Source organism: Streptomyces sp. NBC_01244 (assembly GCF_035987325.1).
GTDB lineage: Bacteria > Actinomycetota > Actinomycetes > Streptomycetales > Streptomycetaceae > Streptomyces.
On sequence record NZ_CP108488.1, the window covers coordinates 6,227,257 to 6,253,156 of the forward strand.

Consider the following 25,900-nt stretch of genomic DNA (forward strand, 5'->3'; position numbering starts at 1 on the left):
CGCCGCACGCGCCTTGCACGCCGCACACGCCACCGCACACCCGTCCGTCCTGCTGAGCCTGCCTGTGTCCCGCCACCGGGGGAGTTGGAAGTACCTGTGAGCACCCATACCGAGTCCGAGCGCCCGATCTCGCTGGCCGCGCCCAGCGGAATCGACCGCGCCGCGCACCACCGCCTCGACGAGGCGTGGCTCGCCGCGGCGTGGAGCCACCCCAGCACCCGTGTCTTCGTCGTCTCGGGCGGCCAGGTCCTGATCGACGACGCCCCCGACGGCGGCACCGCGATCGTGATGACCCCGGCCTTCGAGGCCCCGGTCACCGAGACCCACCGGTACTTCCTGGGGACCGACGAGGACGGCGTACGGTACTTCGCGCTGCAGAAGGACTCGCTGCCCGGCCGCATGGACCAGTCGGCCCGCCCGGCCGGCCTGCGCGAGGCCGGAATGCTGCTCTCCGCGCGGGACGCCGGGCTGATGGTGCACGCGGTGGCGCTGGAGAACTGGCAGCGCATGCACCGTTTCTGCTCCCGCTGCGGCGAGCGCACGGTGGTCGCCGCGGCCGGGCACATCCGCCGCTGCCCGGGCTGCGGGGCCGAGCACTACCCGCGGACCGACCCGGCCGTGATCATGCTGGTCACGGACGATCAGGACCGCGCGCTGCTGGGCCGCCAGGTGCACTGGCCCGAGGGCCGCTTCTCCACCCTCGCGGGATTCGTGGAGCCGGGCGAGTCGATCGAGCAGTCGGTGATCCGCGAGGTGTGGGAGGAGGCGGGCGTCAAGGTCGGCGAGGTCGACTACGTCGCCAGCCAGCCCTGGCCGTTCCCGTACAGCCTGATGCTGGGCTTCACGGCGCGCGCCGTGACCTTCGACATCGAGGTCGACGGCGACGAGATCCAGGAGGCCCGCTGGTTCTCCCGCGACGACCTGCGCACGGCGATCGAGTCCGGCGAGGTCCTCCCGCCGGCGGGCATCTCCATCGCGGCCCGCCTGGTCGAGCTCTGGTACGGAAAGCCGCTCCCGAAGCCGGTCACGAACGCCTGACCCGCCCCACCCGTACACCGGCGAAGGCCCCCGCTCCGGCGGGGGCCTTCGTGGCTCACGCCTGCTCACCCTGGCCGGACTGCCCGCTCTGCCGGCCCTGGCCGGACTGCTCGGACTGCTAGCTCCGGCCGGACTGCTCGGACAGCCGGTCGAGGCGGGCGCGCTGGGTTTCGGTCAGCCGGAGGCCTTCCGCCGCGAGGTTCTCCTCCAGGTGGGAGATCCGGGCCGTGCCCGGGATCGGGAGGATGACCGGCGAGCGGCCCAGGAGCCAGGCGAGTGCCACCTGCGTGGGGGTGGCCCCGGCCTCGGCCGCCACGGCGGCGATCTCGGCGGTCGCCCCGGACCGCCCCCGGGCGACGGTGGCCCAGGGCAGGAACGCGATGCCCGCCGCCTCGCAAGCCGCGAGCACGGGCTCGTGCTCCCGGTCGAGCAGGTTGTAGCGGTTCTGCACGCTCGCGATGTCGACGATCTCCCGGGCCGCGCCGAGTTCGCCGACGGTGACCTCCGACAGCCCGATCCGGCCGACCTTGCCCTCGGCCCGCAGGTCCCGCAGCGCGCCGATCTGATCGGCGAGCGGCGTCCGCGGATCGATGCGGTGCAGCTGGAGCAGCTCGATCCGCTCGACCCGCAGCCGGCGCAGCGCCTGCTCGACCTGCTCGCGCAGCGCGGCCGGCCGCGCGTCCTGCGTCCAGTCGCCCGACGGGACGGATCGGGCGATGCCGACCTTGGTGGTGACGAGGACCCCGTCCGGATACGGGTGCAGGGCCTCGGCCAGCAGCTCCTCGTTGGCGCCCCAGCCGTACATGTGGGCGGTGTCGATCAGCGTGACGCCCAGCTCGACGGCCCGCCGGGCCACCGCGAGGGAACCCTCACGGCCCGGACCCGGGTCCGTGGCCAGGTGCATGGCCCCGAAACCGAGCCTGCGCACTTCCAGATCCCCACCGATGCGAAACACGGTCGTGGTCACGTGCCGCTCCCTCCCCCTTGTTCAAGCTCGTCCAAGTGATCGCGAACGCAGAAGCCCCCGCCTCGGCGGGGGCTTTCCGTGCGTGGTGTTCAGCACATCAGACGGCGAGGGCCTGCTTGACCTGGGCCAGGCTCGGGTTCGTCATGACGGACTCGCTGCCCGCGGAGGAGGTGACGAGGACGGTGGGAACCGTCTGGTTGCCGCCGTTCGCCTTCTCCACGAACGCCGCGGACTCGGGGTCGAGCTCGATGTTGATCTCGGTGTAGGCGATGCCTTCCCGGTCCATCTGGCTCTTCAGCCGACGGCAGTAGCCGCACCAGGTCGTGCTGTACATCGTGACCGTTCCCGCGTCCTGCATGCTGCGCTCTCCATTCGTGGATGCTCGTCGGCCCGGTTGGCCCGAGTGGTTGAACGTACGGGACCGCGCGCCCATTCCCGCCCGCCCGCGGGAGGGTGCCCGTACCCCGCTCCGGTACGACCATGTTCCCGTCGGACGAGTACCGGCGGCCTGTGGACGGATTTCCCGGCCTCCCCACGAGACCTGGCAGCATGGCGGGGTGACATCAGCAACGCACTCCTCATCCTTCACGCCCGGCGCCGACTCGGCCGACGCGGTGCTCCTGGGCCTGGACCCGGAGCAGCGCGAGGTCGCGACGACCCTGCGCGGGCCGGTGTGCGTGCTCGCGGGCGCCGGCACGGGCAAGACCCGGGCGATCACCCACCGCATCGCCTACGGGGTCCGTTCCGGCCAGCTGATGCCGGCGAGCGTGCTGGCCGTCACCTTCACCAACCGGGCCGCCGGCGAGATGCGCGGCCGCCTGCGCGAGCTGGGCGCGGGCGGGGTGCAGGCGCGGACCTTCCACTCCGCCGCCCTGCGCCAGCTCCAGTACTTCTGGCCCAAGGCGGTCGGCGGCGACGTGCCCCGGCTGCTCGAGCGCAAGATCCAGTTCGTCGCCGAGGCGGGCGCGCGCTGCCGCATCCGCCTCGACCGGGGCGAGCTGCGCGATGTCACCGGCGAGATCGAGTGGGCGAAGGTCACCCAGACGGTGCCCGCCGACTATCCGGCGGCCGCCCGCAAGTCCGGCCGCGAGGCCCCCCGGGACCTGGCCGAGATCGCCCAGATCTACGGGACGTACGAGCAGCTCAAGCGCGACCGCGGCATGATCGACTTCGAGGACGTGCTGCTCCTCACCGTCGGTATCCTGCAGGACCGCCACGACATCGCCGAGCAGATCCGCACCCAGTACCAGCACTTCGTCGTCGACGAGTACCAGGACGTCAGCCCGCTCCAGCAGCGGCTGCTGGACCTCTGGCTCGGCGAGCGCGACACCCTCTGCGTGGTCGGCGACGCCAGCCAGACGATCTACTCCTTCACCGGTGCCACCCCCGACCACCTGCTGAACTTCCGCACCAAGTACCCGCAGGCCACCCTGGTCAAGCTGGTCCGCGACTACCGCTCCACGCCGCAGGTGGTCCACCTCGCCAACGGGCTCCTCGCCCAGGCCAAGGGCCGCGCCGCCGAGCACCGCCTGGAGTTGGTCTCCCAGCGCGAGACCGGCCCCGACCCGGTCTACGCCGAGTACCCCGACGAGCCCGCCGAGGCCGAGGGCATCGCCCACCGGATCCGGGACCTCGTCGCGGCCGGCGTCCCGGCGGGCGAGATCGCCGTGCTCTACCGCATCAACGCCCAGTCCGAGGTCTACGAGCAGGCCCTCGCCGACGCCGGAGTCCCCTACCAACTGCGCGGAGCCGAGCGCTTCTTCGAGCGCGCCGAGGTGCAGAAGGCGATCCTCGCCCTGCGCGGAGCCGCCCGCTCCGGCGGCAACGACCGGCTGCTCGACGACGTCGTGGAGCTCGGCTCCCAGGTCCGGGCCGTCCTCAGCTCCACCGGCTGGACCGGCGAACCGCCCGCCGGTTCCGGCGCCGTCCGTGACCAGTGGGAATCGCTGGCCGCGCTGGTCCGGCTCGCCGAGGACTTCGCCCGCAGCCGGCCGTCCGCGACCCTGGCCGACCTGACGATCGAGCTGGACGAACGCAAGGCCGCCCAGCACGCCCCGACCGTCCAAGGCGTCACCCTCGCCTCGCTGCACGCGGCGAAGGGCCTGGAGTGGGATGCCGTGTTCCTCGTGGGCCTGACCGACGGCATGATCCCGATCACCTATGCGAAGACGGACGAGCAGGTCGAGGAGGAGCGCCGGCTGCTCTACGTCGGCGTCACCCGCGCCCGGCACCACCTGACGCTCTCCTGGGCCCTCTCCCGGACTCCGGGCGGCCGCGGGTCCCGACGCCCCAGTCGCTTCCTGAACGGCCTGAGGCCGGGCTCCCTGGCACCGGGAAGCAGGCCGGGCGGTCCGGTCGAGCCCGGTGCCCGCAAACGGGGCCGCCGCGGCCCGGCCGTGTGCCGGGTCTGCCGCAAGACCCTGACCGACGCCGGCGAGCTGAAACTGATGCGCTGCGAGGACTGCCCTTCGGACATGGACGAAGGGCTCTACGAGCGGCTGCGCGACTGGCGCGCCGTCCAGGCGAAGGAGCAGGGCATGCCCGGCTACTGCGTCTTCACGGACAAGACGCTGATGGCCATCGCGGAGGCCGCACCCTCGCAGGAGGGAGAGCTCTCGATGATCTCCGGCGTGGGCGCCCGGAAGCTGGAGCGGTACGGAGCGGACGTGCTGGCCATCTGTGCAGGTGGGGACCCCGGGACGGAAGATCCTGGCGACGCGTAGAAACTCGTCGGAAAAATAGTTTGCACATGCCCAGCGAAGCCCCATAGGTTCTTAGCAACGGAAACGGTGGCTTCTCCGAAGCCCCCGATCCGTGCTGTACTTATCCGAATACGCATGGGACCAGGCCTCCGGGCCGAAGTCTCCGAGACGCCGAGAGGAGGCGAGACCAGTGACCAGCTTCATCACCACCACCAAAATGACCGATCGCTCGGTCGCCGCTTCCTGCACTCTCGGCTCCTCCACGCTCCTTGCCCTCACGGGTACCGGTCTGCCGGTCACCGGTCTGTCCGCCATTTGCGCCGACAGCTCCGTCCGGCCCGCCGCGCCGAGCGCGCTGCCGATCCGTGAGCGCAATGAGCGACCGACCCAGGCACCGGTGGCAGTACTGGCAGCAGAAGCCCAGGCGCATGGCGCCTATGCCTTTGCGGCCGCAGCCGGTGCCGGTGCCGCCAGTGTCGGATTCAAGACGCAGCAGACGAAGAAGCAGCACCACCTGATGTGGGCCTACCGCGGGCTCGAACCCTGGAGTGATCCAGTCTGATCTGACGATCAGACCGGCGCCTTCAGGGCCGCGGAACCCCACCCGGGATCCGCGGCCCTTCTGTTTGTCCCCGAACAGGGGACGACGGACCGAAGGGGCGAGGTACCCCAGCCGCCCCCGGCCGACCGGCCGGAACGACTAGACGAACAAGACGAGGAAGAAACCACCGTGCAACTCGAAGCGCACGCCCCGTCCGTACCGAAGACCCAGACCCTCTCCCCGCCCGCAGTCCCGGAGGACTCCACCTTGACTCCCCTCACCGCGCTGACCGCGCTCGACGACGCCATCGAGAACCTCGGCGTGCCCGTCGCCTGTCGCACCTACGACCCCGAGGTCTTCTTCGCCGAGTCCCCGGCCGACGTCGAGTACGCGAAGTCCCTCTGCGGCACCTGCCCGCTGGTCGAGGCCTGCCTCGCCGGTGCGCTGGAGCGCCGCGAGCCCTGGGGTGTCTGGGGAGGCGAGCTCTTCGTCCAGGGTGTCGTCGTCGCCCGGAAGCGTCCCCGTGGCCGTCCGCGCAAGAACCCGGTCGTTGCGGCATGACCGCCAACGGAACCATCGACCGCCCCCTCACGCACGACCCCCTGAAGCAGGCCCTCATGTCCCCCCACGCCACCACGAGCGAGCAGCCGCACGGCTCCGCCACCGCAGACTTCATCACCGCCGGCGCGATCACCTCGCGTCAGAACAGGACCCGCGAAATGCAACTCATCCCAGAAGCCATGGCTCGTGCCCATATGGACGACCGCATGCGTGAGGTCGACGCCGAGCGTCGCGCCGTGCGCCTGGTCGCCGCGCGGCGCATGCAGCGCCGAGCCGAGCGCGTCTCGCTGCGCGCCCGGCGCGCGCTGGCCATGGCCGTCATGCACTAAGACAGAGCTGGAAGACGGCTCGAAACAAACCACCGGGGGGACCGGCCCGAACGGGCCGGTCCCCCCGGTGCGTTGCGGACCGCCCGCCGGCCCCGGCGGGGATATCGTCAGGAGGTGGACCAGCCGACTCCCCACCCGGCACCGCCGGGAACCGAGGCCCCGCCCGTCGTCTGCGCGCGCTGCGGCGCCCAGTCCCCGGCCGGCGCCCCGCCCACCTGGACCTGCTCCGTGGAGAACGGGACCAGACAGTACTTCTGCGTCGACTGCGCGCGTGCGAACCTCCGCGCCATCGAAGGCCGCCTCGACTCCGCCTGGTGGTGAGCGCCCGCCCGCGCCCGCCTGCCGCGGCCCGGCTCAGGCCTCGTCGGGCAGGAACCCCGGCAGCCAGGAGTCCAGTTCCTCGCGGAGCCTGACCGTGGCGCCGAGCTGGCACAGCACCCCGATGGTGCTCAGCGTCACCCGGTGGATCAGCAGGTAGGAGGGCGGCAGGTTGATCTGCCGGCCCAACTGGTGCGCGGGGGAGCGGGGGTCGGCGATCCGCGCGGCCTGGCCGCGCAGCCAGGTCCGCGTGAAGGTGAACTCCTCGGCCTCGGCCGGTTCGAGCATCGGCCTCAGGTAGTCGAGCACGGCGTCGGCTTCCAGCTCGATGGACTCGCGCACGAACCCCTCCGCGCGCAGGTGCCCGTAGACCCCTTCGGCATCGGCGTCCAGCGCCATCCGCAGCGACCGGCCGATGGGCTTGGGCCAGCCGCCCGGCAGCCGGTCGACGGTTCCGAAGTCCAGTACGCCCAGTCGCGTCCGGCCGTCCGCCCCGGCGATCAGCCGGAAGTTGCCCGGGTGCGGGTCGGCGTGCAGCAGCCCGGTGCGCGCGGGGCCGGAGAAGAGGAACCGGGCCAGCAGCTGTCCGGCGCGGTCGCGCTCCTCCGGGGTCCCGTCGGCGATCACCTCCGACAGCGGGGTCCCCTCGATCCAGTCGGTCACCAGCACCTGGTCGCTCTGGTGCACCACGTCCGGCACGACCACGTCCTCGTCGCCGTCGAAGGCGTCCGCGTGCGTCCGCTGTGCCTCGGCCTCCAGCTCGTAGTCCAGCTCCTCCGAGACCCGGTCGCGCAGCTCCTTGATCAAGGGCTTGATGTCCATGCCCGGGATCAGCGGCCCGAGCAGCCCCGCGAACCGGCTCAGCTGCTTCAGGTCCGACAGCAGGGCCTCGCCGGCCCCCGGGTACTGGACCTTGACCGCCACCTGGCGGCCGTCGTGCCACACAGCCCGGTGCACCTGCCCGATCGAGGCCGCCGCGGCGGGCTTGTCCTCGAACTCCTCGAACAGATCCCGCCAGTCCGCGCCGAGCCGCTCCGACAGCACCTGGTGCACGGTGGCCGCGGGCAGCGGCGGGGCCGCCTCCTGCAACTTCGTCAGCGCGGCCCGGTAGGGCCCGGCGACTTCCTCGGGCAGCGCCGACTCGAAGACCGAGAGCGCCTGGCCGAACTTCATGGCGCCCCCCTTCAGCTCTCCCAGTACGCGGAACAGCTGCTCGGCGGTGCGCTGCTGGAGCTCGCGCGCCACTATCTCCGCCGACTTGCCGCCGATCCGCTTGCCGAGCCCCCAAGTGGCCCGGCCCGCTATGCCGAGCGGCAGCGCGGCCAGCTTGACGGTACGGGTGACCGCCTTCCGGGGAAGATCAGACATGAGCCCCTCCAATTCCCAGACAGCTGAACCGCAAGCGGCGTTCGGGGGAGTCCTCCGAAGGCCTTTCCGGCCAAAGGCATCCTGTCATGGCCCTCAGCGCCCACCCCGGCCGAGTCTCCTGCCCGGAACCCGGCGGGAATCCACCGGTCGGCGGACGGCGGCCGCCCCCATGGGACAGCATGGTTCTGGAGCGAGCCGCGCAATACCGGTGGAAGGGCTGGGGGATGGCGGGACGGGGACCTTCGAGGCAGGAGCTGATCCGGCGACGCCGTTCCATCGGCTTCATCGGCAGACAGGGCGAGGTCAGCGCCTTTCGCGTGGCCCTCAGGCAGCCCCCGGAGGAAGCGGCGCAGTTCCTCTTCCACATTCGAGGCCCCGGCGGTGTCGGTAAATCGACCCTGGTACGGCACCTGGAGACCATCGCCCGCGAGGCCGGGGCGGTCACCGCGTCCGTGGACGAGTCGGCCGCGGACGTCATCGAGACGATGGAGGCCGTCAGCGCCCAGTTCACCCAGCGCGGCCTGGCCATGAAGGGCTTCGACAAGCTGCTGGCCACCTATCGCCAGCGCCGGCACGAGGCCGACGCCGGAGTCCTCGCGGCCGCCACCGGGCCCGACCCGGTGACCGGAGCCGCCCCGCCCCCGTCCCCTTCCAGCATGATCGCCTCGCAGCTCGGCCTCGCCGGGCTCGGCATGATCCCGGGCGTCGGTGCGCTCACCGGCGTGGTCGACCCGAACCAGGTCGCCGCCGGCGCGGACCGGGTCAAGGCCCTCCTCAGCACCCGGCTGCGCAGCCACGGAGACGTGGAGCTGGTCCTCTCCCCGCTGGACGCGTTGACCCCGGTGTTCCTCGAAGAGCTCGCCGAGGTGGCACGCAGACACCCGTGGATCGTGCTCTTCTTCGACACCTACGAGCGCACCGCTCCCATGCTGGACACCTGGCTGCGCGACGTACTGGGCAGCGAACGCTACGGGGAGTTCCCCGCGAACGTGCTGGTCACCCTGGCCGGACAGTCGAAGCTGGCCGCCCGCACCTGGGAGGACTGGCACGACCTGGTCACCGACTGGCCGCTGGAGGTCTTCACCGAGACCGAGGCACGTCTCCTGCTCACCGGAAAGGGAGTCACCGACGAGCGGGTCGTGGAGGTGATCTTGCGCCTGTCGGGCCGGCTTCCGGTCCTGGTCTCGACCCTGGCCGAGACGCAGCCGGGCACGGTGGAGGAGGTGGAGGAGATCGGGGACCCGAGCGGCACCGCCGTCGAGCGGTTCCTGAAGTGGGTGCCCGACCCCGCCCACCGGGCCGCGGCCCTGGCCTGCGCGTTCCCGCAGGAGCTGGACGAGGACGTCTACCGGGCCGCGGTCGAGGAGGAAGCGGCCGAACTCTTCGGCTGGCTCCGGTCGATGCCCTTCGTCACCGACCGCTCGGGCCACTGCCGCTATCACGAGGTGGTCCGGAGCGCGATGCTGCGCCTGCAGCGCAGGCAGTCCCCGATCCGGTGGGAGCAGCTCCACACCCGGCTGGCCGACGCCTTCCGGCGGCGGCGCGAGCGCCTGGAGGAGGCGACGGCCCCGGCCGAGGGGTGGTGGTCGGACGAAACCTGGCGCGGCCACCGCCTGCAGGAGGCCTACCACCGCCTCTGCGCCGACCCCCGCACAGCCCTCCCGTCCCTGCTCCGGGACCTGGTCGACGCCTACGACCACGGCATCACCACCCTCCGCCGCTGGACCGCCGTCCTGGCGGCGGCGGGGCGCGACACGGACTCCCCGGACCTCACCCGCTGGTCCCAGGACCTCGGCACGGCCCTGGACCAGCCGGCCCCGGCCACCGCGGCGTTGACGCTGCTCCTGACCCGAGCCGGCCTCGCCCCCGAAGGCAGGGCCCTGGCCCTGACCCTGCGCGGCCGGGACCACCACAGTGCCGAGGACTACGCGCAGGCCATAGCCGACTACACCGATGCCCTCGCGCTGAACCCCCAGGCCGAGCGCGCCTACTCCGGCCGGGCCCTGGCCTACACGCTGACATCGAGCAACGAGGCGGCGATCGCGGACTACACCCGGGCCATGGAACTCGATCCGGACCAGATCTCCAGCTTGATCAGGCGGGGGTTCCTGTACCGCTTGTCCGGCAGGTACGAGGAGGCCCTTGCCGACCTCGACCGTGCGACGCAGATCGGCCCGGACGATCACCAGGCGCTCACCGGCCGCGCCGCGATCTATTACTCGATGGCCCGATACGAGGAAGCCCTGGCCGGTTTCACTCGAGCTCTGGCAATCCAGAGCAACAACAAGGCCTGGGTTTTGACTAGTCGGGCCGAAACCTTCAGGGCGATGAGCCGCGACGCGGAGGCGTTCGAGGACTACAGGCGGGCCATCGAGCTCTCTCCGGACTACGCCTGGGCCTTCATCAGCCGCGCCTTTACCCTGCGCGGTCTTGGGCGGAACGAGGATGCCTTGGCCGACTTCATGCGGGCCGTCGAGGTGAGTCCTGACGACGCCACAGCGGTCGCCGGCAGAGCCGATACCCATCGGGCGACGGGGCGGTACGAGGATGCCTTGGTGGACTACACCCGGGCCATCGAACTCGACCCGAACTCCGGCTGGGCATGGGCCGGCCGCGGGGACAGCCTCCTGTCGCTGGGACGGTACGACGAGGCCCTGGCCGATTTCGATCGCGCCACCGATCTCGCGCCGGACCATTCGTGGGCTTTCTCCCTGCGCGCGATGACCTGGGCGAAGCTCGGCCACTTCGAGCGGGCCCTCGACGACTGGGACCACGTCTGTGAGATCAGCCCCGACAACAGTTGGGGCATCAGAAGGAGGGCTGATTACCGCCGCCTGCTGGGCTCGCACGAAGAGGCCTTGGTCGATTACGGTCGCGCGGTCGAGCTCCGCCCCGCAGATGCCTCCACACTCACCGCTCGAGGTCTGGCTTACCGCCTGCTCGGTCACTATGACGAGGCGCTCAACGACCTCATCCGGTCCCTCGCGCTCGACCCCGATGACGCGTGGACGCACTACGAGATGGCCGTAGTCAGGGCCGCGCTCGGGCACCCGGATCGTGACCGCCACCTGACGCGCGTGGTGGAACTGCGGAGCTCTCCTGATGCCGGAGTGCCGGATGTCCTCGAAGCGGACAGCCTCCTTCTCGCCTACTGTCTGATGCCCGACTGGGAGAGGGCCGAGGAGCGCCTCGCGGAGTTTTTGGAAGCCGCTCCGCTGCCGGGGGAACTGCACGCCCTGCCCATCAACCTCCGCAGCCTCATCCCCGTGATCCCGGCAGCCGAGGCCCGCATCGAGGGGTTCTGCCGGGTACTCGAGGCGAGGCTCACGACCGCGCCTCCTGCCTAGCCCCCTCATGCCCTCACCCCCTGCTCCACCAGGACACCGGCCGCCGCGCACGGGCAGTCGGGGTGCGGTTGGACCGGGGTGGACTGCCAGGTGAGCGTCGGGAGGGAGGCCTCCCAGCGGGTGCCGGTGGAGGCGGGGAGTTCGCCGTCGAGGAAGGACAGGGCGTGGGCCGCGGCCAGGCCGGCCACGGCCGTGGAGAGGCCGAGGTCGCAGGCGGCGGCGGTCCGGCGGCGGTGGGCCGAGCGCCACTGGACCAGCATGCGCGGCCAGGCCGGGTCCCGCTCGATCCGGTCGCGCTCCATACAGCCGGCGCAGGCCGTGGCTCCGGGCAGGACCAGCGGCCCCACCAGCCCGGTGCCCTCCAGTACCCCCGCGTACAGGTGCGGGGTGCCGGTGGTGACCCAGTCGGCCGCCGTCTCCGGATCGGGGGCCCAGGACTGCAGCCCGTCCCGGGGCGCGACCACCACCAGGGCCAGCCCCGGCTCCGGTCCCTCGCTCTCCCCGGTCCGCGGCCCGCGTCCGGGCGCGGCGTCGCGGACCGCCGTCCGCGCGGCTTCGGCGCGCAGGCGTCCCACGCTGCCGGGGCCCAGACCTCCCGGTGCCACGTCCGCAGGCTGCGCGCGGCCCCCGTCGAGCACCTCGACCCGGCCGATGCCCGCTCCGGCCAGGACCGAGGCGATCACCGCGCCCACCCGTCCGCTCCCGCGCACTTGAACCCGTATCACCCGGCGGGCGGCGACCCCCTGTAAGTCCCCGCCCGGCCGGGGGCGGACCAAGGACAGCGACCCCAGGTCCGGGCCGAGCCGCTCCAGAGCCTCGGGGCGGTCCCGCACCGCCTGGGCGCGAGGGCCGCCCGCCGTGGCGTCGTCGAGCAGCCCGGCCGCCGCGAGCCTGCGCACCACCTCGTCGACCCGGCCGTCCGGGAGACCCATCGCCTTGCCCTCCGACCGGAGCAGCTCCATGCCCCGCGTCCCGTCGATCAGGTCGAGGAGCGAGCCCGTGGCCGTGTCCACCGGGCCGAGCACCACCGCATGTGCGGGCGTCACACCGAATTGCACCGTCTGCAGATCCCGCCAGGCCCGGGCCAGCGCCGGCTTCACCTTCGGATACATCGCGGTCCTCCCTCGATTCGCCGCTCGATTCACGCCCCCGCATTCCCCTGCGGCCGCGTCGCTTTCCGCAAGATTGCCCGCCCTGCGAAAGACCTGCTCAAGTTTGTCCACAGGCGAGTGGTATTGGGCATATGAAATGAATGCTTGGGGTTCTTTGGAGTATCCGTGCCGCCGACTGCGCATCGGTTCGTGTTCGACCGCGGGCGGGGCGGGACTTCGGCCGTGGCGAGCGGGTACCGTCATGGCGTGTCCGCCGATCCACCGCAGCGCGCCGTCGAAGTCCGCCGGAGCGCACGCCGCCGAAGGACCGTATCCGCCTACCGCGAGGGTGATCGTACGGTCGTCCTCATCCCTGCCCGGATGTCCGAGGCCGAGGAGCAGCGCTGGGTGGGCGTCATGCTCGACAAGCTGGCGGCCCAGGAGAGCAAGCGCACCCTCGGGGACGCGGAACTCGCCGAGCGCGCCGAGCGTTTGTCCGAGCAGTACTTCGGTGGCCGCGCCCGCCCCCGCACGGTCCGCTGGGTGACCAACCAGAACACCCGCTGGGGCTCCTGCACCCCGGCCGAAGGCAGCATCCGGCTCTCGCACCGCATCCAGGGGATGCCGGAGTACGTCGTCGACTACGTGCTGCTGCACGAGCTGGCGCACCTCCTCGTGCCCGGCCACGGCCCCAGCTTCTGGGAACTCCTGGAGGCGTATCCGCGCACCGAGCGGGCGCGCGGATACCTCGAAGGAGTCGTCGCCGCCGAACGCCTTCCGACGGTCCCCGCCGCCCGCGAGGAATGATCCGCATTTGTCCGCTATATGCCCGTCATGTCACGCCTCGTGATATGTACCGGGTCGGTACCGACTTGGCCGGATGTCCGAGGTTGCCGTTAGCCTGAGCGGCACGCATTCACAGTCGGGATGGGGGACGGTCTTACGTATGGCCAGGGAATTCCAACGCGGTCACAAGGCCAAAATCAGTGATCTGACACCGGGCACAGACCTCTATGTGGGTGTCCAGATCGCCGGGCCAGGACTCGCCATCGACATCAGCTGCTTCGGCCTCGACGTCAACGAACAGCTTTCGGACGACCGCTACTTCGTCTTCTTCAACCAGCCGAAGTCGCCCGAGGAGTCCATCCAGCAGCTCGGCACGCAGGCCGGCGACACGGAGTCCTTCCGGGTGACCCTGGACCGCATTCCGGCCGGCATCCACAAGCTCTCCTTCGCCGCCTCGATCGACGGCGCCGGGCAGATGTCGCAGATCGGCCCCGGCTACATCCGCATCGTGGCGGGCGGTGAGGAGGTCGTCCGGTACTCCTTCTCGGGCTCGGAGTTCAGCACCGAGCGCGCGCTGATGATCGGCGACTTCTACCTCAAGGACGTATGGCGCTTCGCCGCCGTCGGCCAGGGCTTCGACGGCGGGCTCGCCGCGCTGCTCCAGAACTTCGGCGGCGAGGTCGCCGAGGAGGAGCAGCCCGCACCCCAGGCGCAGGCACCGGCCGCAGCGCCCGGCTTCGCCCCGCCCCCGCAGGCCGCCGCCCCGGCACCCTCCTTCGGTGCTCCCGCCCAGGCGCAGCCCCCGGCCCCGGCGCCCTCCTTCGGCGCGCCGCCCCAGGCCCCGGCCCCCGCCCAGGCCCCCGCCCCGGCACAGGTCCCGGCCCCCGCGCCGTACCAGCAGCCCGTCCACGCGGCCCCCACCATGGCCGCACCGATGGGCGCCCCCCTGGCCCCGCCCGCCCCCGCGCCCTACGGGCAGGTCCCGCCGCCCGCCCCGGCCCCGGCGCCGTACGGGCAGCAGCCGCAGCCCTCGTACGGCCAGGTCCCCGGCCAGCAGCAGCCCCCGTACGGCCAGCAGCCCGGCTTCGGCCAGCAGCCCCAGGGCTACGGCCAGCCCGCGACGGCGGTGCCCGCCGCCGGCGCCGGACTCGCCGCCGCCCTCCAGCCGTACAAGGAAGCACCCACCGGCGCCCGCTGGACCCCGCAGAACCAGCAGCTCATGCGCGTCGACCTGGCCATGGGCGGCCAGGCCGTCCTCGCCCGCCAGGGCAGCATGGTCCTCTACCAGGGCAAGGTCGACTTCAGCTACAAGGGCGCGGGCTTCGCCGGCCGCGTCGTCGGCAACGCCACCGGCCAGGAGATGCAGCTGATGCGCTGCGCCGGCCGCGGCCAGGTCTTCCTCGCGGAGGAAGGCGCCCACCTGCACGCCATCGAGCTCCAGGGCGACGCCATCTGCGTCTCCGCCGAGAACGTGCTCGCCTTCGACGAGTCGCTCCAGCACGAGGTCCGCCGCATCGAGGGCCACGGCATCCCGGGCGGCGCCCTGTTCACCATGCAGTTCCAGGGCACCGGCACGGTGATCGTCAAGACGCACGGCGTGCCCGTCGTCCTGCCCGTCACCCCGACCACCTTCGCGGACAGCAACGCCATCGTCGCGTGGTCGGCCGCCTCCCAGGTGATCATCTCCAGCCAGGTCCGGCTGCGCCGCAACGCGTATCCCGGCCACAGCGGGGAGACCGTGAACCTCCAGTTCCGCGGCGCTCCCGGCAACTTCATCGTCGTCCAGCCGTACGAGGTCTGAGGGAGCCCCACATGAATGCCATGAACGCAATGAACCAGCAGCTCGCGGGCTACGCCCCCACCCCCGTCACGGCCCGCATGGAGAACCACGGCCGCGCGATGCTCAAGGTCGCCATGCAGAGCGGCCAGGACCTCTTCGCGCGCACCGGATCGATGGTCGCCTACGAGGGCTTCGTGCAGTACGAGCCCAACCCGCCGGCCGTCCGCCAGATGGCCTCGCAGTGGCTCACCGGCGAGGGCGCCCCGCTCATGAAGTGCACGGGCGACGGCCTGCTCTACCTCGCCGACTACGGCGCGGACGTCGTCGTGATCAACCTCAACAACGACTCGCTCTCCGTCAACGGCACCAACCTGCTCGCCTTCGACGCCCACCTCCAGTGGGGTGTGGAGCGGGTCAAGGGCATGGCCAAGTTCGCCGGCCAGGGCCTGTTCAACGTGTCGGTCGCCGGCACCGGCTGGGTCGCGATCACCTCGCGCGGCACGCCGATCGTGGTCGACTGCGGCCGCGGCGAGGACGAGACGTACGTCGACCCCGACGCGCTCGTCGCCTGGTCCCCGAACCTCAAGGTCAAGGGCAAGCGCAGCTTCAAGGCCTCGTCGATGCTCGGCCGGGGCAGCGGGGAGGCCTACCAGATGGCCTTCTCCGGCCAGGGCATCGTCGTCGTACAGCCCAGCGAGGACAGCACCGACCGGCTCCGGGCCCGGGGCTGAGGGGGAGAAGACACACCATGCAGAGCTCACTTTTCGCCCACGCAGAGGCGCAGTCCCAGGAGCGGTACGCGGTCCAGAACCCGCAGCTGCTGCGGGTCTCGCTGAGCGGCTCCGACGACGTCCTCGCCCGCAAGGGCGCGATGGTCGCCTACCAGGGGATCATCGACTTCGACGGCGAGTACCAGAGCACCACCCAGCGCAATGCCCGCGCCCGCACCGGCGAGGGCCTCGACCTGATGCGCTGCTCCGGCCAGGGCACGGTCTACCTCGCCAACCTGGCGCAGTACGTCCACGTCGTGGACGTGGACCAGGAGGGCCTCACGGTCGACAGCAGCTACGTGCTGGCCCTGGACTCCACCCTGCACACCGAGGCCATCGCGGTGGACAGCCAGTACGGGATCTCCGGCTCCGGCAAGTACCAGCTCAACATCACCGGCCGCGGCAAGGTCGCGCTGATGACCTCCGGGCAGCCGCTGATGCTGCAGGTCACGCCCGACAAGTACGTCAACGCCGACGCGGACGCCATCGTCGCCTGGTCCACCTCGCTGCGCGTGCAGATGCAGGCCCAGACGCACTCCACCGGCGTCTGGCGGCGGCGCGGCAACACCGGCGAGGGCTGGGAGCTGAGCTTCCTCGGCACCGGTTTCGCCCTGGTCCAGCCCAGCGAGGCGCTCCCGCCGCAGAACGCCCAGATCGGTCAGGGCGCGGCCGCGCAGTTCGGCATGGGCCAGCAAGGCGCCCACGCGCAGAACCAGAACAACGCCTGGAACTGATCCGGGCACGGATGGACGGACGGAAGGGGCGGCCCCGCATCGGCGGGGCCGCCCCTTCCCCCTGTTCCCGCAGGCTCAGAGCCGCGCCAGGGTCGCCTCCAGCAGCCGCACCACCGAGGTGTCGGCCACCTCCGCCACCTGGGCGTACGGGAACCAGCGCAGGTCCAGCGACTCGTCGCTGATCGCTTCGAGGGCCCCGGCCGGCGCCAGCACCGCGTACTGCACGTCCAGGTGCCAGTTGCACGGAGCCGGGATCGGGTGCCGGTCCAGGCGCACCGGGCCGCCGGGCAGCAGGGTCAGCCCGTCGGTGATGCCGGACTCCTCGCGGGCCTCGCGCATGGCCGCGTCGGCGAGGGTGGCATCACCCGGCTCGCAGTGCCCGCCCATCTGGAGCCACATGCCCAGCTTCTTGTGCAGGGTCAGCAGGACGCGCTCGCGCTCCGGATCGATCACCAGCGCGCTGCCGGTGACGTGGCCCGCCTCGCAAGGCTTGTAGACCCCGCCGGGATGGGCCGCGAGGTGCTCAAGGTAGACCTCGCGCAGTTCGGGCTGACCGTCGTAGCCCTTGAGGACGAGGACCGCGTCTTCGTGCAGGGTCACTTGGTGTCGTCGCCGTCCTGCTCGCGCTTCTGGGCGGCCTCGCCCAGCATCTTGTCGATCTCGGAGAAGTCGAGCTGCTCGCGGTGCACGAACCCGTCCGGGTCGTCCAGGTCGGAAGCGGTCGGCAGCATGTCCGGGTGCTCCCACAGCCCGTCGCGCCCGTCCACGCCGCGCGCGTCGGTGAGCGAGGCCCACAGCCGCGACGCGTCGCGCAGCCGGCGCGGCCGCAGCTCCAGCCCGATCAGCGTGGCGAAGGTCTGCTCCGCCGGGCCGCCCGAGGCGCGCCGCCGGCGCATGGTCTCGCGCATGGCGTCGGCCGAGGTCAGCCGGGGCTTGGCAGCCTCGTGGACGACCGCGTCCACCCAGCCCTCGACCAGCGCGAGCGCCGTCTCCAGACGGGCCAGCGCGGCCTTCTGCTCGGGGGTGTCCTGCGGCTGGAACATGCCGCCCTGGAGGGCTTCCTGGAGCTGCTCCGGGTTCGACGGGTCGAGCTGGCCGACCACGTCCTCCAGCTTCGAGGTGTCGACCTTGATGCCCCGCGCGTACCCCTCGACCGCGCCGAAGAGGTGCGAGCGCAGCCACGGCACGTGCGCGAAGAGCCGCGCGTGCGCGGCCTCGCGCAGCGCCAGGTACAGCCGTACCTCGTCGGAGGAGACGCCCAGGTCCTTGCCGAAGCTCTCGATGTTCAGCGGCAGCAGGGCTGCCTTGCCGGCCGGGCCCAGCGGGAGCCCGACGTCGGTCGAGCCGACGACCTCGCCCGCGAGGGTGCCCACGGCCTGGCCGATCTGCTGGCCGAACATGGCCCCGCCCATGGAGCGCATCATGCCGAGCAGCGGGCCCGCCATGGCCTGCATCTCCTCGGGCAGGACGCCGCCCATGGCCGCGCCGACGCGCTCGGCGACCGGGTCCACGAGCTCCTTCCACACCGGCAGGGTCGCCTCGACCCATTCGGCGCGGCTCCACGCCACGGCGGTGGCGGCGCCCGACGGCAGCGAGGTGACGTCGTCGAGCCAGTGGTCGGCGAGGCGCACGGCCTCCTCGACCGCCGACTTCTCGGCGAGGCCCACACTGGCGTCCTTGACCCCGTCCGAGGTGCCCTGGGCCACGGTCTGGCGGGCGATGTCCTTGGCCATGTCCCAGTTGACCGGACCGCCCTCGTAGCTCAGCATCTGGCCGAGCTGCTGGAAGGCGGCGCCGAGGTCGTTCGGGTTCATGGAGCCGAACATCGCGGCGAAGGGGTTGTCGGCGCCCCCCGGACCGCCGGAGCCGCCGGGCAGGCCCGTGCCGAACCCGAACGGATTCGGGCCGCTCTGACCGCCCTGGTTGCCCTTCTTCTTGCCCTCGTCGCCGTTGTCCGGCTCCTCGGGCGGAAGGCCGAATCCGAATGGGGTGTCGCTCACGGGTTTCCTCGGCTCGTAGGGCCGCCGGCGGGAGCCGGCGGGCAATGGGTCGACAACACCACCAGCGTAGACACCAGACCCGCTTCCGGGCTCGGTGCTCCGCGGGCTGCTGGGCTGCGGCAGGATGGACATCGACTGGTGGGTCCGCGCCACGGCGCGTCCCTACTGAAGACAACCGCTGGAGACGCCTGGTGAGTTCCCCAGATCCGCACGCTTTGGACGAGCAGGGCCCGGAAGACCGCCCTGAGCACGGCGAGGACGCCCAAGGCGTTCGCCGGACGCGAAACCCGGGCGGTTCCGCGCGCCGAGGCCCCGTGATCGCCGTGACCGGCGCCGCCTCGGGGGTCGGGGCGGCCTTGGTGACCAGGCTGGCCGCGTCCGAGGAGGTCAAGCAGGTCGTCGCGATCGACGAGCGGCGCGGGGACTGCACCGACGCGCAGTGGCACCTCCTGGACGTACGGGACCCCGCGATCGCGGAGAAACTGCGCGGCGCGGACGTCGTGGTGCACCTCGCCCTCGACCTCGACCTGGAGACGGACCCGGCCGCCCGTACGGCGTACAACGTGCGGGGGACCCAGACCGTGCTCACCGCCGCCGCGGCGGCCGGAGTGCACCGGGTCGTGCTCTGCACGTCCGCGATGGTCTACGGGGCCCTGCCGGACAACGACATCCCGCTCTCGGAGGACGCCGAGCTGCGCGCCACCGCCGAGGCGACCGGCGTCGGCGACCTCCTGGAGATCGAGCGGCTGGGCCGCCGGGCGCCGCGCGCGCACCCCGGCCTGAACGTCACCGTGGTCCGCCCGGCCGTACTGGTCGGCGGCACGGACACCGCGCTGACCCGCTACTTCGAGTCCCCGCGCCTGCTGGTGGTGGCGGGCTCCCGCCCGACCTGGCAGTTCTGCCACGTCGAGGACCTGGTCAGCGCGCTGGAGTACGCGGCCCTGGAAAAGGTCGAGGGAGAACTGGCGGTCGGCTGCGAGGGCTGGCTCGAACAGGAGGAGGTCGAGGAGCTGAGCGGGATCCGCCGCATGGAGCTCCCGTCGGCCGTGGCCCTGGGCGCGGCGGCCCGGCTGCACCGGATCGGCCTCACCCCGTCCCCGGCCGGGGACCTCGCGTACACGATGCACCCGTGGGTGGTCAGCGTCAGCCGGCTGCACGCGGCGGGGTGGCGGCCGCGCTGGACCAACGAGGAGGTGCTGGCGGAGCTGCTCCAGGAGGTCGCGGGGCGGCACACCGTCGCGGGGCGCCGACTGGGACGCAAGGACGCGACGGCCGCGGGGGCGGCGGGAGCCACCGTCGCGCTGCTGGGCGCCGCAGCCGCGATCCGCGCTGCGCGCCGCCGCCGGGGCATCTGACGGGGCCCGGGCGGCCCGTCCCGGCCGGGTGCACCGCCGTCGCGCAAGCGGCCCCGGGCTGCGCCCGGGCTCCCGGGGCGCTGCCCCGGACCCCGCTCCTCAAACGCCGGAGGGGCTGGATGTGCCCCGGACGGTGCTGGACGGCCCGGGCCGCCCTCCCGTAGCCGACGGATTTCTGTAGGAGGCTCCCAAAGGGGCCGGTGGGGCCCTGGTGAAACTGCTATTCCGCCCGGTCAGCGGCTAAGGCACGATGGAAGGTATGGCACCGCACTTCGATCACCCCGGCGAGCACGCCGCTCCGGACCCGATCCGGCTGCTCGAAATCCGTGAGACCCCGCTCTCGATCGACGAGGTCTTCCAGGCCGTCGGCGACGATGCGACGGGCGGTACGACGCTCTTCGTCGGCACGGTGCGCGACCACGACAGCGGGGCGGACGTCGACCAGCTCGGCTACTCCTGCCACCCCTCCGCCGAGGCGGAGATGCGCCGCGTGGCCGAGCGCGTCGTGGAGAAGTACCCGGTCCGCGCCCTCGCCGCCGTCCACCGCATCGGCGACCTGTCCGTCGGCGACCTCGCGGTGATCGTCGCCGTGTCCTGCCCGCACCGAGGCGAGGCCTTCGAGGCCGCCCGGATGCTGATCGACGACCTCAAGCACGAGGTTCCGATCTGGAAGCACCAGACCTTCGCCGACGGCACGGAGGAGTGGGTCGGGGCCTGCTGACCGAGGGGTCGGCGGGTAGGCCCGCGGGTCGGTCGGCGGACGGAGTCCGGCGCGGCCGGCCGAAGCCTGTGAGGCGCCCCTGGCGCCGAGCAGTGCGAGGGGGGCCGTGGAGGATGGGTCCTTCGCCGACGGCACGGAGGAGTGGGTCGGGGCCTGCTGAGGCAGGGGTCGGGGCCCGCTTGTTGCCCCGTTCGGACGCGCAACACGCCCTCGATTTGCGTAACCCCTTCCCGGGCAGCAGCGTTGAAGCCACCAACAACACGTACTTCGGGGTAGGGAGACACGCCCATGGCGTCTTTGGCGTGGTTGCTGATTCCGCTGTTCGCCGCGATCGGAGCGGCGATATGGGGCAGCTGGGCGGCACGCGACCGCACGGCCGGTGACATATCCGAGCTCGCGGGCTACGCGCGGTTCCGTGAGGCCATGGGCCAGAACGAACCGGGCGCGGCGAAGGCCGCCGCGGACGCGGACCGCAAGAAGGACACGGTCGACTCCCTCTGACGCGGGGCGCCGGGCCCCGTACGGACCGGCCCCGGGGGCCGCTCTTCAGGGCCGTCACGTACTGTCGATCCATGCCACGCCGCACTGCGACGATGCTCGCCTCCACCCTCATGCTGTTCGCGCTGCTCTGCGCGGGAGTGTTCATGAAGGCCCCGTACTCCGAGATGAGCCCGGGCCCGACCGTGAACACGCTCGGGGACTCGCACGGCGAGCCCGTTCTGAACATCTCGGGGCACAAGACGTACCCGACCAGCGGGCACCTGAACATGACGACGGTCCGCGTCACCGGCGCGGACTACGACATGAACCTGCTGGAGGCCGTCTACGGCTGGGCCGCGGGCGACAACATCGTCGTACCGCACGAGAACCTGTACCCGGACGGCAAGACGGAGCAGGAGTCCACGCAGGAGAACGCCGAGGAGTTCAGCCAGTCGCAGGAGAGCGCCAAGGTGGCCGCCCTCAAGCAGCTCGGCATCCCGGTCGCCGCCCGCGTGATCGTCGCCTCCGTGGTCAAGGGCAGCCCCTCCGAGGGCAAGCTGCACGCCGGGGACGTCATCAAGGCCGTGGACGGGACCCCCGTCAAGGCTCCCGAGGACGTGGCCAAGCTGGTCACCAAGCACAAGCCCGGCGAGCCGGTCGAGTTCACCATCGTGCCCGCCCCCGAGGCCGCCGAGGCCGAGAAGGCGCACCGCGAGCCCACCGGCACGACGAAGGTCACGATCATCGCGGGCAAGGCGGAGGACGACGGTCACGCGATCGTCGGCATCCGGGCCGGCACCGACCACACCTTCCCGTTCACCATCGACATCAAGCTCGCCGACGTCGGCGGCCCCAGCGCCGGTCTGATGTTCGCGCTCGGCATCGTCGACAAGCTCACCCCGGAGAACCTGACCGGCGGCAAGTTCATCGCCGGCACCGGAACCATCGACGACGCGGGCAAGGTCGGCCCGATCGGCGGCATCCAGATGAAGACCATCGGCGCCCGCCAGGCCGGCGCCCAGTACTTCCTGACGCCCGCCGAGAACTGCGCCTCCGCCGCGGGCGACGTGCCCGACGGGCTGACCCTGGTCAAGGTCTCCACCATCGACGACGCCGTGAAGGCGCTGGAGAAGATCGGCAAGGGGGACACGGCCGGGCTGACGCAGTGCGCCAAGCCCTGACCGCGTCCTTCGGCGGCCTCGATCCTTCGGCGGCCTCGCCGCCCTGCCCGCTAGTCGAGGAAGGTCGCGGCCAGCGCCTCGGCGAGCCCCGGCACCAGCGTCGCGCCGGTCAGCACCTCGTTCGCCGAGTCCTTGTCCCGCAGCCGCACGGCCGACTCCCGCGATCCGTCGCGCAGGACGCCCACGGTCAGCCGCACTTCCTGGCGCTCCGGGTGGGTGGCGACCCACTTGGTGAGCTGCTTGTCGGTGAGCCCCTCCGGTACGGAGGACTCGGCGGACGGCGGCAGCATCAAGCGCTCCACGGTCAGCGCGCAGCCGAGGATCGACGGGGGCCAGGCGATGGTTCCCAGGAACTTGTCCAGCGGGGTCCCGGCCGGCACTTCGTCCTGCTCGATCGGGGTGAGCTGGTTCTTGCCCGTGTCGTCCTGGTCGAGGCCGAGCTGGCGGGCGACGCCCGGCGCCTCCTTGCGCAGCTTGGCCGTGTCGACCAGGGCGAAGAGCCGGGCGGGCTTGTCCCAGCCGAGGGTGGAGGCGTACTCGTCGATTTCGAGGACGGCACGGGTCAGCGGGCTTGCCGCCATAGGGGTGCCGGGGGACGGCGAAAGGTTGGACATGGGCAACATCCTGCCTCCTTTCCCCGGGATACCGGGAACTGACTAAAGCCTCAGTAAGTTGCATGAGTGGGCTCTACGATCGGGGGCCCATGCTTTGAAAACTCTCAGCATCACTTACACACAGCGACTTTCGAGGTGCGCACCTTGGCTTTCCAGATGCCGGACCGCGGCGGAGGCCCCTCCGGGCCACGGATGAGAGTCGGCCGCCCCTCCCGGCGCGCCCGGACTCTTCTGATGACCTTGGGCGTGCTGGCCGTCCTGGCCATGGCGTTCATCATGTTCGCCGGTTTCTGGACGGACTGGCTCTGGTTCCGCTCCGTCAACTACTCCACCGTCTTCACGACGACCCTGTGGACCAAGGTCGGCCTCTTCGCCGTCTTCGGCCTCCTCATGGCCGGCGCCGTCGGGCTGAACATCTGGCTGGCCCACCGGCTGCGGCCGCCGCTCAGCGCGATGTCGATGGAGCAGCAGAGCCTCGACCGCTACCGGATGACCGTCGCGCCGTACCGCAAGTGGCTGCTGCTCGGCATCTCCGCGCTGGTGGGCCTGATCGCGGGCGCCTCGGCGGCGGGCCAGTGGAAGACCTGGCTGATGTACGTGAACGGGGTGCCCTTCGGCACGAAGGACCCCCAGTTCAACCTGGACGTGTCGTTCTACACCTTCGACCTGCCCTGGTACCGCTTCCTGCTCGGCTTCGGCTTCGCCGCCGTCGTGCTCTCGGTGATCGCCGCCGCCGTCGTGCACTACCTCTACGGGGGACTGCGCGTCACGAGCCCGGGTGCGCGGGCCACCGCCGCGGCGACCGGTCACCTGTCGGTGCTGCTCGGTCTCTTCGTCACGCTCAAGGCGGTCGCGTACTGGCTCGACCGGTACGGCCTCGCCGTGAAGTCCAGCGACTTCAAGGCCGCCGACAACTGGACCGGCCTGCGGTACGTCGACGCCAACGCGTACCTGCCGGCCAAGACGATCCTCGTCGCCATCGCCGCGATCTGCGCGGTGCTGTTCTTCGCGACGCTGTGGCGCCGCACCTGGCAGCTCCCGGTCATCGGCTTCGGCCTGATGGTGCTCTCGGCGATCCTGATCGGCGGGCTGTACCCGGCGATCGTGCAGAAGTTCCAGGTCCAGCCGAACGAGCAGGCCAAGGAATCCCCGTACGTCCAGAAGAACATCAAGGCGACGCGCGACGCCTACGGGGTCGCCGACGCCTCGGTCACGGACTACCCGGGCCTGCCGGACCCCAAGGCGGACAAGAAGAAGCTCCGCCAGGACGCCGACACCACGGCGAGCGTCCGCCTGCTCGACCCGAACATCGTGTCCCCGGCCTTCCAGCAGCTCCAGCAGAACAAGGGCTACTACGGTTTCCCGGCCACGCTGGCGGTCGACCGGTACAAGGGCCAGGACACGGTCATCGGGCTCCGTGAGATCAACCTCGCGGGCATCCCGAAGAACAACTGGATCAACGACCACTTCCGTTACACCCACGGATTCGGTGTGGTCGCGGCCAAGGGCACCGAGGTGACCTCGAACGGGGAGCCGCTGTTCACCGAGTCGGGCCTGCCCGCGCAGGGCAACCTCGGGGAGTACGAGCAGCGGATCTACTACGGCGAGCAGACGAAGCAGTACTCGATCGTCGGCGGACCGCAGAAGGAGCTCGACTACGCCAACGACTCGGGCGAGAAGGAGACCACCTACCAGGGCGACAGCGGGGTGAGCCTGGGCAACCCGGTCAACCGCGCCGCGTACGCCCTGGCCTTCAGCGAGCCGCAGATCCTCTACTCCGGCGCCATCGACGACAAGTCGAAGATCCTCTACAACCGGACGCCCAAGGCCCGGGTCGAGGCGGTCGCCCCGTGGCTGACGATCGATGGAGCCGTGTACCCGGCGGTGATCGACGGCCGCGTCCAGTGGATCGTGGACGCCTACACCACCACCAACGGCTACCCCTACGCGTCCCGCACCCAGCTCGGTGACACGACGGCGGACTCGCTGACCAACTCCCAGCGCGCCTTGGTCGCGCAGGAGAACCAGGTCAACTACATCCGGAACTCGGTCAAGGCCACCGTCGACGCCTACGACGGCACGGTGAAGCTGTACCAGTGGGACACCAAGGACCCGGTCCTCAAGACGTGGATGAAGGCCTTCCCCGGCACGGTGAAGGACAAGAAGGCGATCTCGCCGGCCCTGATGGAGCACCTGCGCTACCCGCAGGACCTCTTCAAGGTCCAGCGTGAGCTGCTGACCCGCTACCACGTCACGGACCCGCAGACCTTCCTCAGCGGCAGCGAGGTCTGGGCGGTGCCGGACGACCCGACCACCAAGGCGGGGACGGCCGTTCCGCCGTACTACCTCTCCATGAAGATGCCGGGTCAGAAGGATCCCAACCAGGCCTTCTCGCTGACCACGACGCTCACGCCGAACGGCAGGGACAACCTGAGCGCCTTCATGGCGGTCAACGCCGATCCCACCACCGCGGACTACGGCAAGATCCAGTTGCTGAAGCTGCCCACCCAGAACCCGGTGGACGGCCCGAAGCTCGTCCAGGCGAGATTCAACTCCAAGCCGGAGATCGCCCAGGAGATCAACATCCTGAGCCGGGGCGATTCCCAGGTGGAGTACGGCAACCTGCTCACGGTCCCGCTCGACAAGGGAATGCTCTACGTCGAGCCGGTGTACGTGCGCGGTGGCGGCCTCAAGTACCCGCTGCTGAAGAAGGTCCTGGTGACCTACGGGGACCAGACGGCCTTCGAGGACACGCTGGAGAAGGCGCTGAACGTGGTGTTCGGGGCCGAGTCGGCGACCACGCCGCCGACGACCCCGCCGGGCGACGGGACCACCACCCCGCCGCCGGCCAGCCAGGACCCGACGGTCAAGGCGGCCCTCGCGGATGCGCAGAAGGCGGTCGACGACGCCGACAAGGCGCTCAAGGCCGGCGACTGGGCGGCGTACGGAAAGGCCCAGAGCGACCTGCAGGCCGCGCTGAAGCGGGCCATCGAGGCCGAGGCGAAGGTGGCGGCGCCCGCGGCCACCCCGACGCCCAGCGGATAGCGGTAATGGTTCCACCCCGCGTCGTGCTACTGTTGGTTTACCGACGCGGGGTGGAGCAGCTCGGTAGCTCGCTGGGCTCATAACCCAGAGGTCGCAGGTTCAAATCCTGTCCCCGCTACTGAAGACGAAGGCCCGGATCCGATGGATCCGGGCCTTCGTCATGCCCGATCGA

23 protein-coding genes and 1 tRNA gene are annotated in these 25,900 nt (G+C 71.3%); 17 read left to right on the forward strand and 7 right to left on the reverse strand.

Features of this window, described 5'->3' with window-relative positions; translation table 11 throughout:
• Nucleotides 1-84: 84 nt before the first annotated feature.
• On the forward strand, nucleotides 85-1,038 hold the full coding sequence (gene nudC, locus OG247_RS28190) for an NAD(+) diphosphatase (RefSeq protein ID WP_442813432.1): 954 nt from the start codon (nucleotides 85-87) through the stop codon (nucleotides 1,036-1,038).
• A 118-nt stretch (nucleotides 1,039-1,156) separates the two neighbouring features.
• Here nudC and OG247_RS28195 read toward each other — a convergent pair whose 3' ends face one another.
• Nucleotides 1,157-2,005: an aldo/keto reductase gene (locus OG247_RS28195; RefSeq protein ID WP_327254845.1), complete on the reverse strand. Its 849-nt coding sequence runs from the start codon at nucleotides 2,003-2,005 to the stop codon at nucleotides 1,157-1,159.
• 97 nt (nucleotides 2,006-2,102) lie between these two features.
• Nucleotides 2,103-2,363 (reverse strand): mycoredoxin, encoded by a 261-nt coding sequence (locus OG247_RS28200; RefSeq protein ID WP_327254846.1) that lies wholly within the window; start codon nucleotides 2,361-2,363, stop codon nucleotides 2,103-2,105.
• Nucleotides 2,364-2,562: 199 nt separating this feature from the next.
• Between OG247_RS28200 and OG247_RS28205 the strand changes: the two genes are divergently transcribed.
• The 5 genes from OG247_RS28205 to OG247_RS28225 all read left to right on the forward strand — a co-directional run bounded on the left by OG247_RS28205 (nucleotide 2,563) and on the right by OG247_RS28225 (nucleotide 6,459).
• On the forward strand, nucleotides 2,563-4,728 hold the full coding sequence (locus tag OG247_RS28205; RefSeq protein ID WP_327254847.1) for an ATP-dependent DNA helicase UvrD2: 2,166 nt from the start codon (nucleotides 2,563-2,565) through the stop codon (nucleotides 4,726-4,728).
• Between the two features lie 169 nt (nucleotides 4,729-4,897).
• Nucleotides 4,898-5,269 (forward strand): hypothetical protein, encoded by a 372-nt coding sequence (locus OG247_RS28210; protein WP_327254848.1) that lies wholly within the window; start codon nucleotides 4,898-4,900, stop codon nucleotides 5,267-5,269.
• A gap of 168 nt (nucleotides 5,270-5,437) precedes the next feature.
• Nucleotides 5,438-5,809, forward strand: a complete 372-nt coding sequence (locus OG247_RS28215) for a WhiB family transcriptional regulator (RefSeq protein WP_214949242.1) — start codon at nucleotides 5,438-5,440, stop codon at nucleotides 5,807-5,809.
• Nucleotides 5,806-6,138 carry a hypothetical protein gene (locus OG247_RS28220; RefSeq protein ID WP_254384046.1) on the forward strand — a complete coding sequence of 111 codons (333 nt, stop codon included), beginning with the start codon at nucleotides 5,806-5,808 and terminating at the stop codon, nucleotides 6,136-6,138. The genes OG247_RS28215 and OG247_RS28220 overlap by 4 nt, the downstream gene beginning before the upstream one ends.
• A 114-nt stretch (nucleotides 6,139-6,252) precedes the next feature.
• On the forward strand, nucleotides 6,253-6,459 hold the full coding sequence (locus tag OG247_RS28225; protein WP_243336061.1) for a hypothetical protein: 207 nt from the start codon (nucleotides 6,253-6,255) through the stop codon (nucleotides 6,457-6,459).
• A gap of 33 nt (nucleotides 6,460-6,492) precedes the next feature.
• Here OG247_RS28225 and OG247_RS28230 read toward each other — a convergent pair whose 3' ends face one another.
• A complete protein-coding gene (locus OG247_RS28230; RefSeq protein ID WP_327254849.1) occupies nucleotides 6,493-7,824 on the reverse strand; it encodes an ABC1 kinase family protein in 1,332 nt (443 codons plus the stop codon).
• A 224-nt stretch (nucleotides 7,825-8,048) separates the two neighbouring features.
• Between OG247_RS28230 and OG247_RS28235 the strand changes: the two genes are divergently transcribed.
• On the forward strand, nucleotides 8,049-11,171 hold the full coding sequence (locus OG247_RS28235) for a tetratricopeptide repeat protein (protein ID WP_327254850.1): 3,123 nt from the start codon (nucleotides 8,049-8,051) through the stop codon (nucleotides 11,169-11,171).
• Nucleotides 11,172-11,176: 5 nt separating this feature from the next.
• On the opposite strand, the gene OG247_RS28240 is transcribed toward OG247_RS28235, so the two are convergent.
• Nucleotides 11,177-12,283: a TOMM precursor leader peptide-binding protein gene (locus tag OG247_RS28240; protein WP_327254851.1), complete on the reverse strand. Its 1,107-nt coding sequence runs from the start codon at nucleotides 12,281-12,283 to the stop codon at nucleotides 11,177-11,179.
• A 246-nt stretch (nucleotides 12,284-12,529) separates the two neighbouring features.
• Here OG247_RS28240 and OG247_RS28245 point away from each other — a divergent pair, with 246 nt between their 5' ends.
• From OG247_RS28245 to OG247_RS28260, 4 genes are all read left to right on the forward strand, one after another.
• Nucleotides 12,530-13,069: a M48 metallopeptidase family protein gene (locus OG247_RS28245; RefSeq protein ID WP_327254852.1), complete on the forward strand. Its 540-nt coding sequence runs from the start codon at nucleotides 12,530-12,532 to the stop codon at nucleotides 13,067-13,069.
• A gap of 139 nt (nucleotides 13,070-13,208) precedes the next feature.
• Nucleotides 13,209-14,849, forward strand: coding sequence for a TerD family protein (locus OG247_RS28250; protein WP_327254853.1), 1,641 nt, complete (start codon nucleotides 13,209-13,211; stop codon nucleotides 14,847-14,849).
• A gap of 29 nt (nucleotides 14,850-14,878) precedes the next feature.
• Complete coding sequence (locus tag OG247_RS28255; RefSeq protein WP_327257661.1) at nucleotides 14,879-15,559, forward strand: AIM24 family protein; 681 nt, start codon at nucleotides 14,879-14,881, stop codon at nucleotides 15,557-15,559.
• A gap of 17 nt (nucleotides 15,560-15,576) precedes the next feature.
• Complete coding sequence (locus tag OG247_RS28260) at nucleotides 15,577-16,332, forward strand: AIM24 family protein (protein WP_327254854.1); 756 nt, start codon at nucleotides 15,577-15,579, stop codon at nucleotides 16,330-16,332.
• 75 nt (nucleotides 16,333-16,407) lie between these two features.
• Here the strand turns inward: OG247_RS28260 and OG247_RS28265 are convergent, their stop codons facing one another.
• Together OG247_RS28265 and OG247_RS28270 are read right to left on the reverse strand one after the other, a co-directional pair.
• The gene (locus OG247_RS28265) at nucleotides 16,408-16,932 is read right to left on the reverse strand and encodes an NUDIX hydrolase (RefSeq protein ID WP_327254855.1); all 525 of its coding nucleotides are present in this window, start codon (nucleotides 16,930-16,932) and stop codon (nucleotides 16,408-16,410) included.
• The gene (locus OG247_RS28270) at nucleotides 16,929-18,332 is read right to left on the reverse strand and encodes a zinc-dependent metalloprotease (RefSeq protein ID WP_327254856.1); all 1,404 of its coding nucleotides are present in this window, start codon (nucleotides 18,330-18,332) and stop codon (nucleotides 16,929-16,931) included. Before OG247_RS28270 ends, OG247_RS28265 begins: the two co-directional genes overlap by 4 nt.
• A 191-nt stretch (nucleotides 18,333-18,523) precedes the next feature.
• Here OG247_RS28270 and OG247_RS28275 point away from each other — a divergent pair, with 191 nt between their 5' ends.
• From OG247_RS28275 to OG247_RS28290, 4 genes are all read left to right on the forward strand, one after another.
• Nucleotides 18,524-19,687 carry an SDR family oxidoreductase gene (locus tag OG247_RS28275; protein WP_327254857.1) on the forward strand — a complete coding sequence of 388 codons (1,164 nt, stop codon included), beginning with the start codon at nucleotides 18,524-18,526 and terminating at the stop codon, nucleotides 19,685-19,687.
• 259 nt (nucleotides 19,688-19,946) lie between these two features.
• Nucleotides 19,947-20,408: a molybdenum cofactor biosynthesis protein MoaE gene (locus OG247_RS28280; protein ID WP_327254858.1), complete on the forward strand. Its 462-nt coding sequence runs from the start codon at nucleotides 19,947-19,949 to the stop codon at nucleotides 20,406-20,408.
• Nucleotides 20,409-20,696: 288 nt separating this feature from the next.
• A complete protein-coding gene (locus OG247_RS28285; RefSeq protein WP_327254859.1) occupies nucleotides 20,697-20,909 on the forward strand; it encodes a hypothetical protein in 213 nt (70 codons plus the stop codon).
• Between the two features lie 71 nt (nucleotides 20,910-20,980).
• On the forward strand, nucleotides 20,981-22,069 hold the full coding sequence (locus tag OG247_RS28290; protein ID WP_327254860.1) for a YlbL family protein: 1,089 nt from the start codon (nucleotides 20,981-20,983) through the stop codon (nucleotides 22,067-22,069).
• A 50-nt stretch (nucleotides 22,070-22,119) separates the two neighbouring features.
• Here OG247_RS28290 and OG247_RS28295 read toward each other — a convergent pair whose 3' ends face one another.
• Nucleotides 22,120-22,692 (reverse strand): PPA1309 family protein, encoded by a 573-nt coding sequence (locus tag OG247_RS28295; RefSeq protein WP_327254861.1) that lies wholly within the window; start codon nucleotides 22,690-22,692, stop codon nucleotides 22,120-22,122.
• Nucleotides 22,693-22,818: 126 nt separating this feature from the next.
• Here OG247_RS28295 and OG247_RS28300 point away from each other — a divergent pair, with 126 nt between their 5' ends.
• On the forward strand, nucleotides 22,819-25,728 hold the full coding sequence (locus tag OG247_RS28300; protein ID WP_327254862.1) for a UPF0182 family membrane protein: 2,910 nt from the start codon (nucleotides 22,819-22,821) through the stop codon (nucleotides 25,726-25,728).
• A 44-nt stretch (nucleotides 25,729-25,772) separates the two neighbouring features.
• Nucleotides 25,773-25,846, forward strand: a tRNA-Met gene (locus OG247_RS28305).
• Nucleotides 25,847-25,900 lie beyond the last annotated feature (54 nt).

What these genes read in the sequence shown, in the direction of transcription:
- OG247_RS28200 (WP_327254846.1), bottom strand. Translation starts at nt 2,363, where the DNA reads ATGCAGGACGCGGGAACGGTCACGATGTACAGCACGACCTGGTGCGGC.
- OG247_RS28220 (WP_254384046.1), top strand. Translation starts at nt 5,806, where the DNA reads ATGACCGCCAACGGAACCATCGACCGCCCCCTCACGCACGACCCCCTG.
- OG247_RS28230 (WP_327254849.1), bottom strand. Translation starts at nt 7,824, where the DNA reads ATGTCTGATCTTCCCCGGAAGGCGGTCACCCGTACCGTCAAGCTGGCC.
- OG247_RS28235 (WP_327254850.1), top strand. Translation starts at nt 8,049, where the DNA reads ATGGCGGGACGGGGACCTTCGAGGCAGGAGCTGATCCGGCGACGCCGT.
- OG247_RS28240 (WP_327254851.1), bottom strand. Translation starts at nt 12,283, where the DNA reads ATGTATCCGAAGGTGAAGCCGGCGCTGGCCCGGGCCTGGCGGGATCTG.
- OG247_RS28250 (WP_327254853.1), top strand. Translation starts at nt 13,209, where the DNA reads ATGGCCAGGGAATTCCAACGCGGTCACAAGGCCAAAATCAGTGATCTG.
- OG247_RS28255 (WP_327257661.1), top strand. Translation starts at nt 14,879, where the DNA reads ATGAACCAGCAGCTCGCGGGCTACGCCCCCACCCCCGTCACGGCCCGC.
- OG247_RS28260 (WP_327254854.1), top strand. Translation starts at nt 15,577, where the DNA reads ATGCAGAGCTCACTTTTCGCCCACGCAGAGGCGCAGTCCCAGGAGCGG.
- OG247_RS28280 (WP_327254858.1), top strand. Translation starts at nt 19,947, where the DNA reads ATGGCACCGCACTTCGATCACCCCGGCGAGCACGCCGCTCCGGACCCG.
- OG247_RS28285 (WP_327254859.1), top strand. Translation starts at nt 20,697, where the DNA reads ATGGCGTCTTTGGCGTGGTTGCTGATTCCGCTGTTCGCCGCGATCGGA.
- OG247_RS28290 (WP_327254860.1), top strand. Translation starts at nt 20,981, where the DNA reads ATGCCACGCCGCACTGCGACGATGCTCGCCTCCACCCTCATGCTGTTC.
- OG247_RS28295 (WP_327254861.1), bottom strand. Translation starts at nt 22,692, where the DNA reads ATGTTGCCCATGTCCAACCTTTCGCCGTCCCCCGGCACCCCTATGGCG.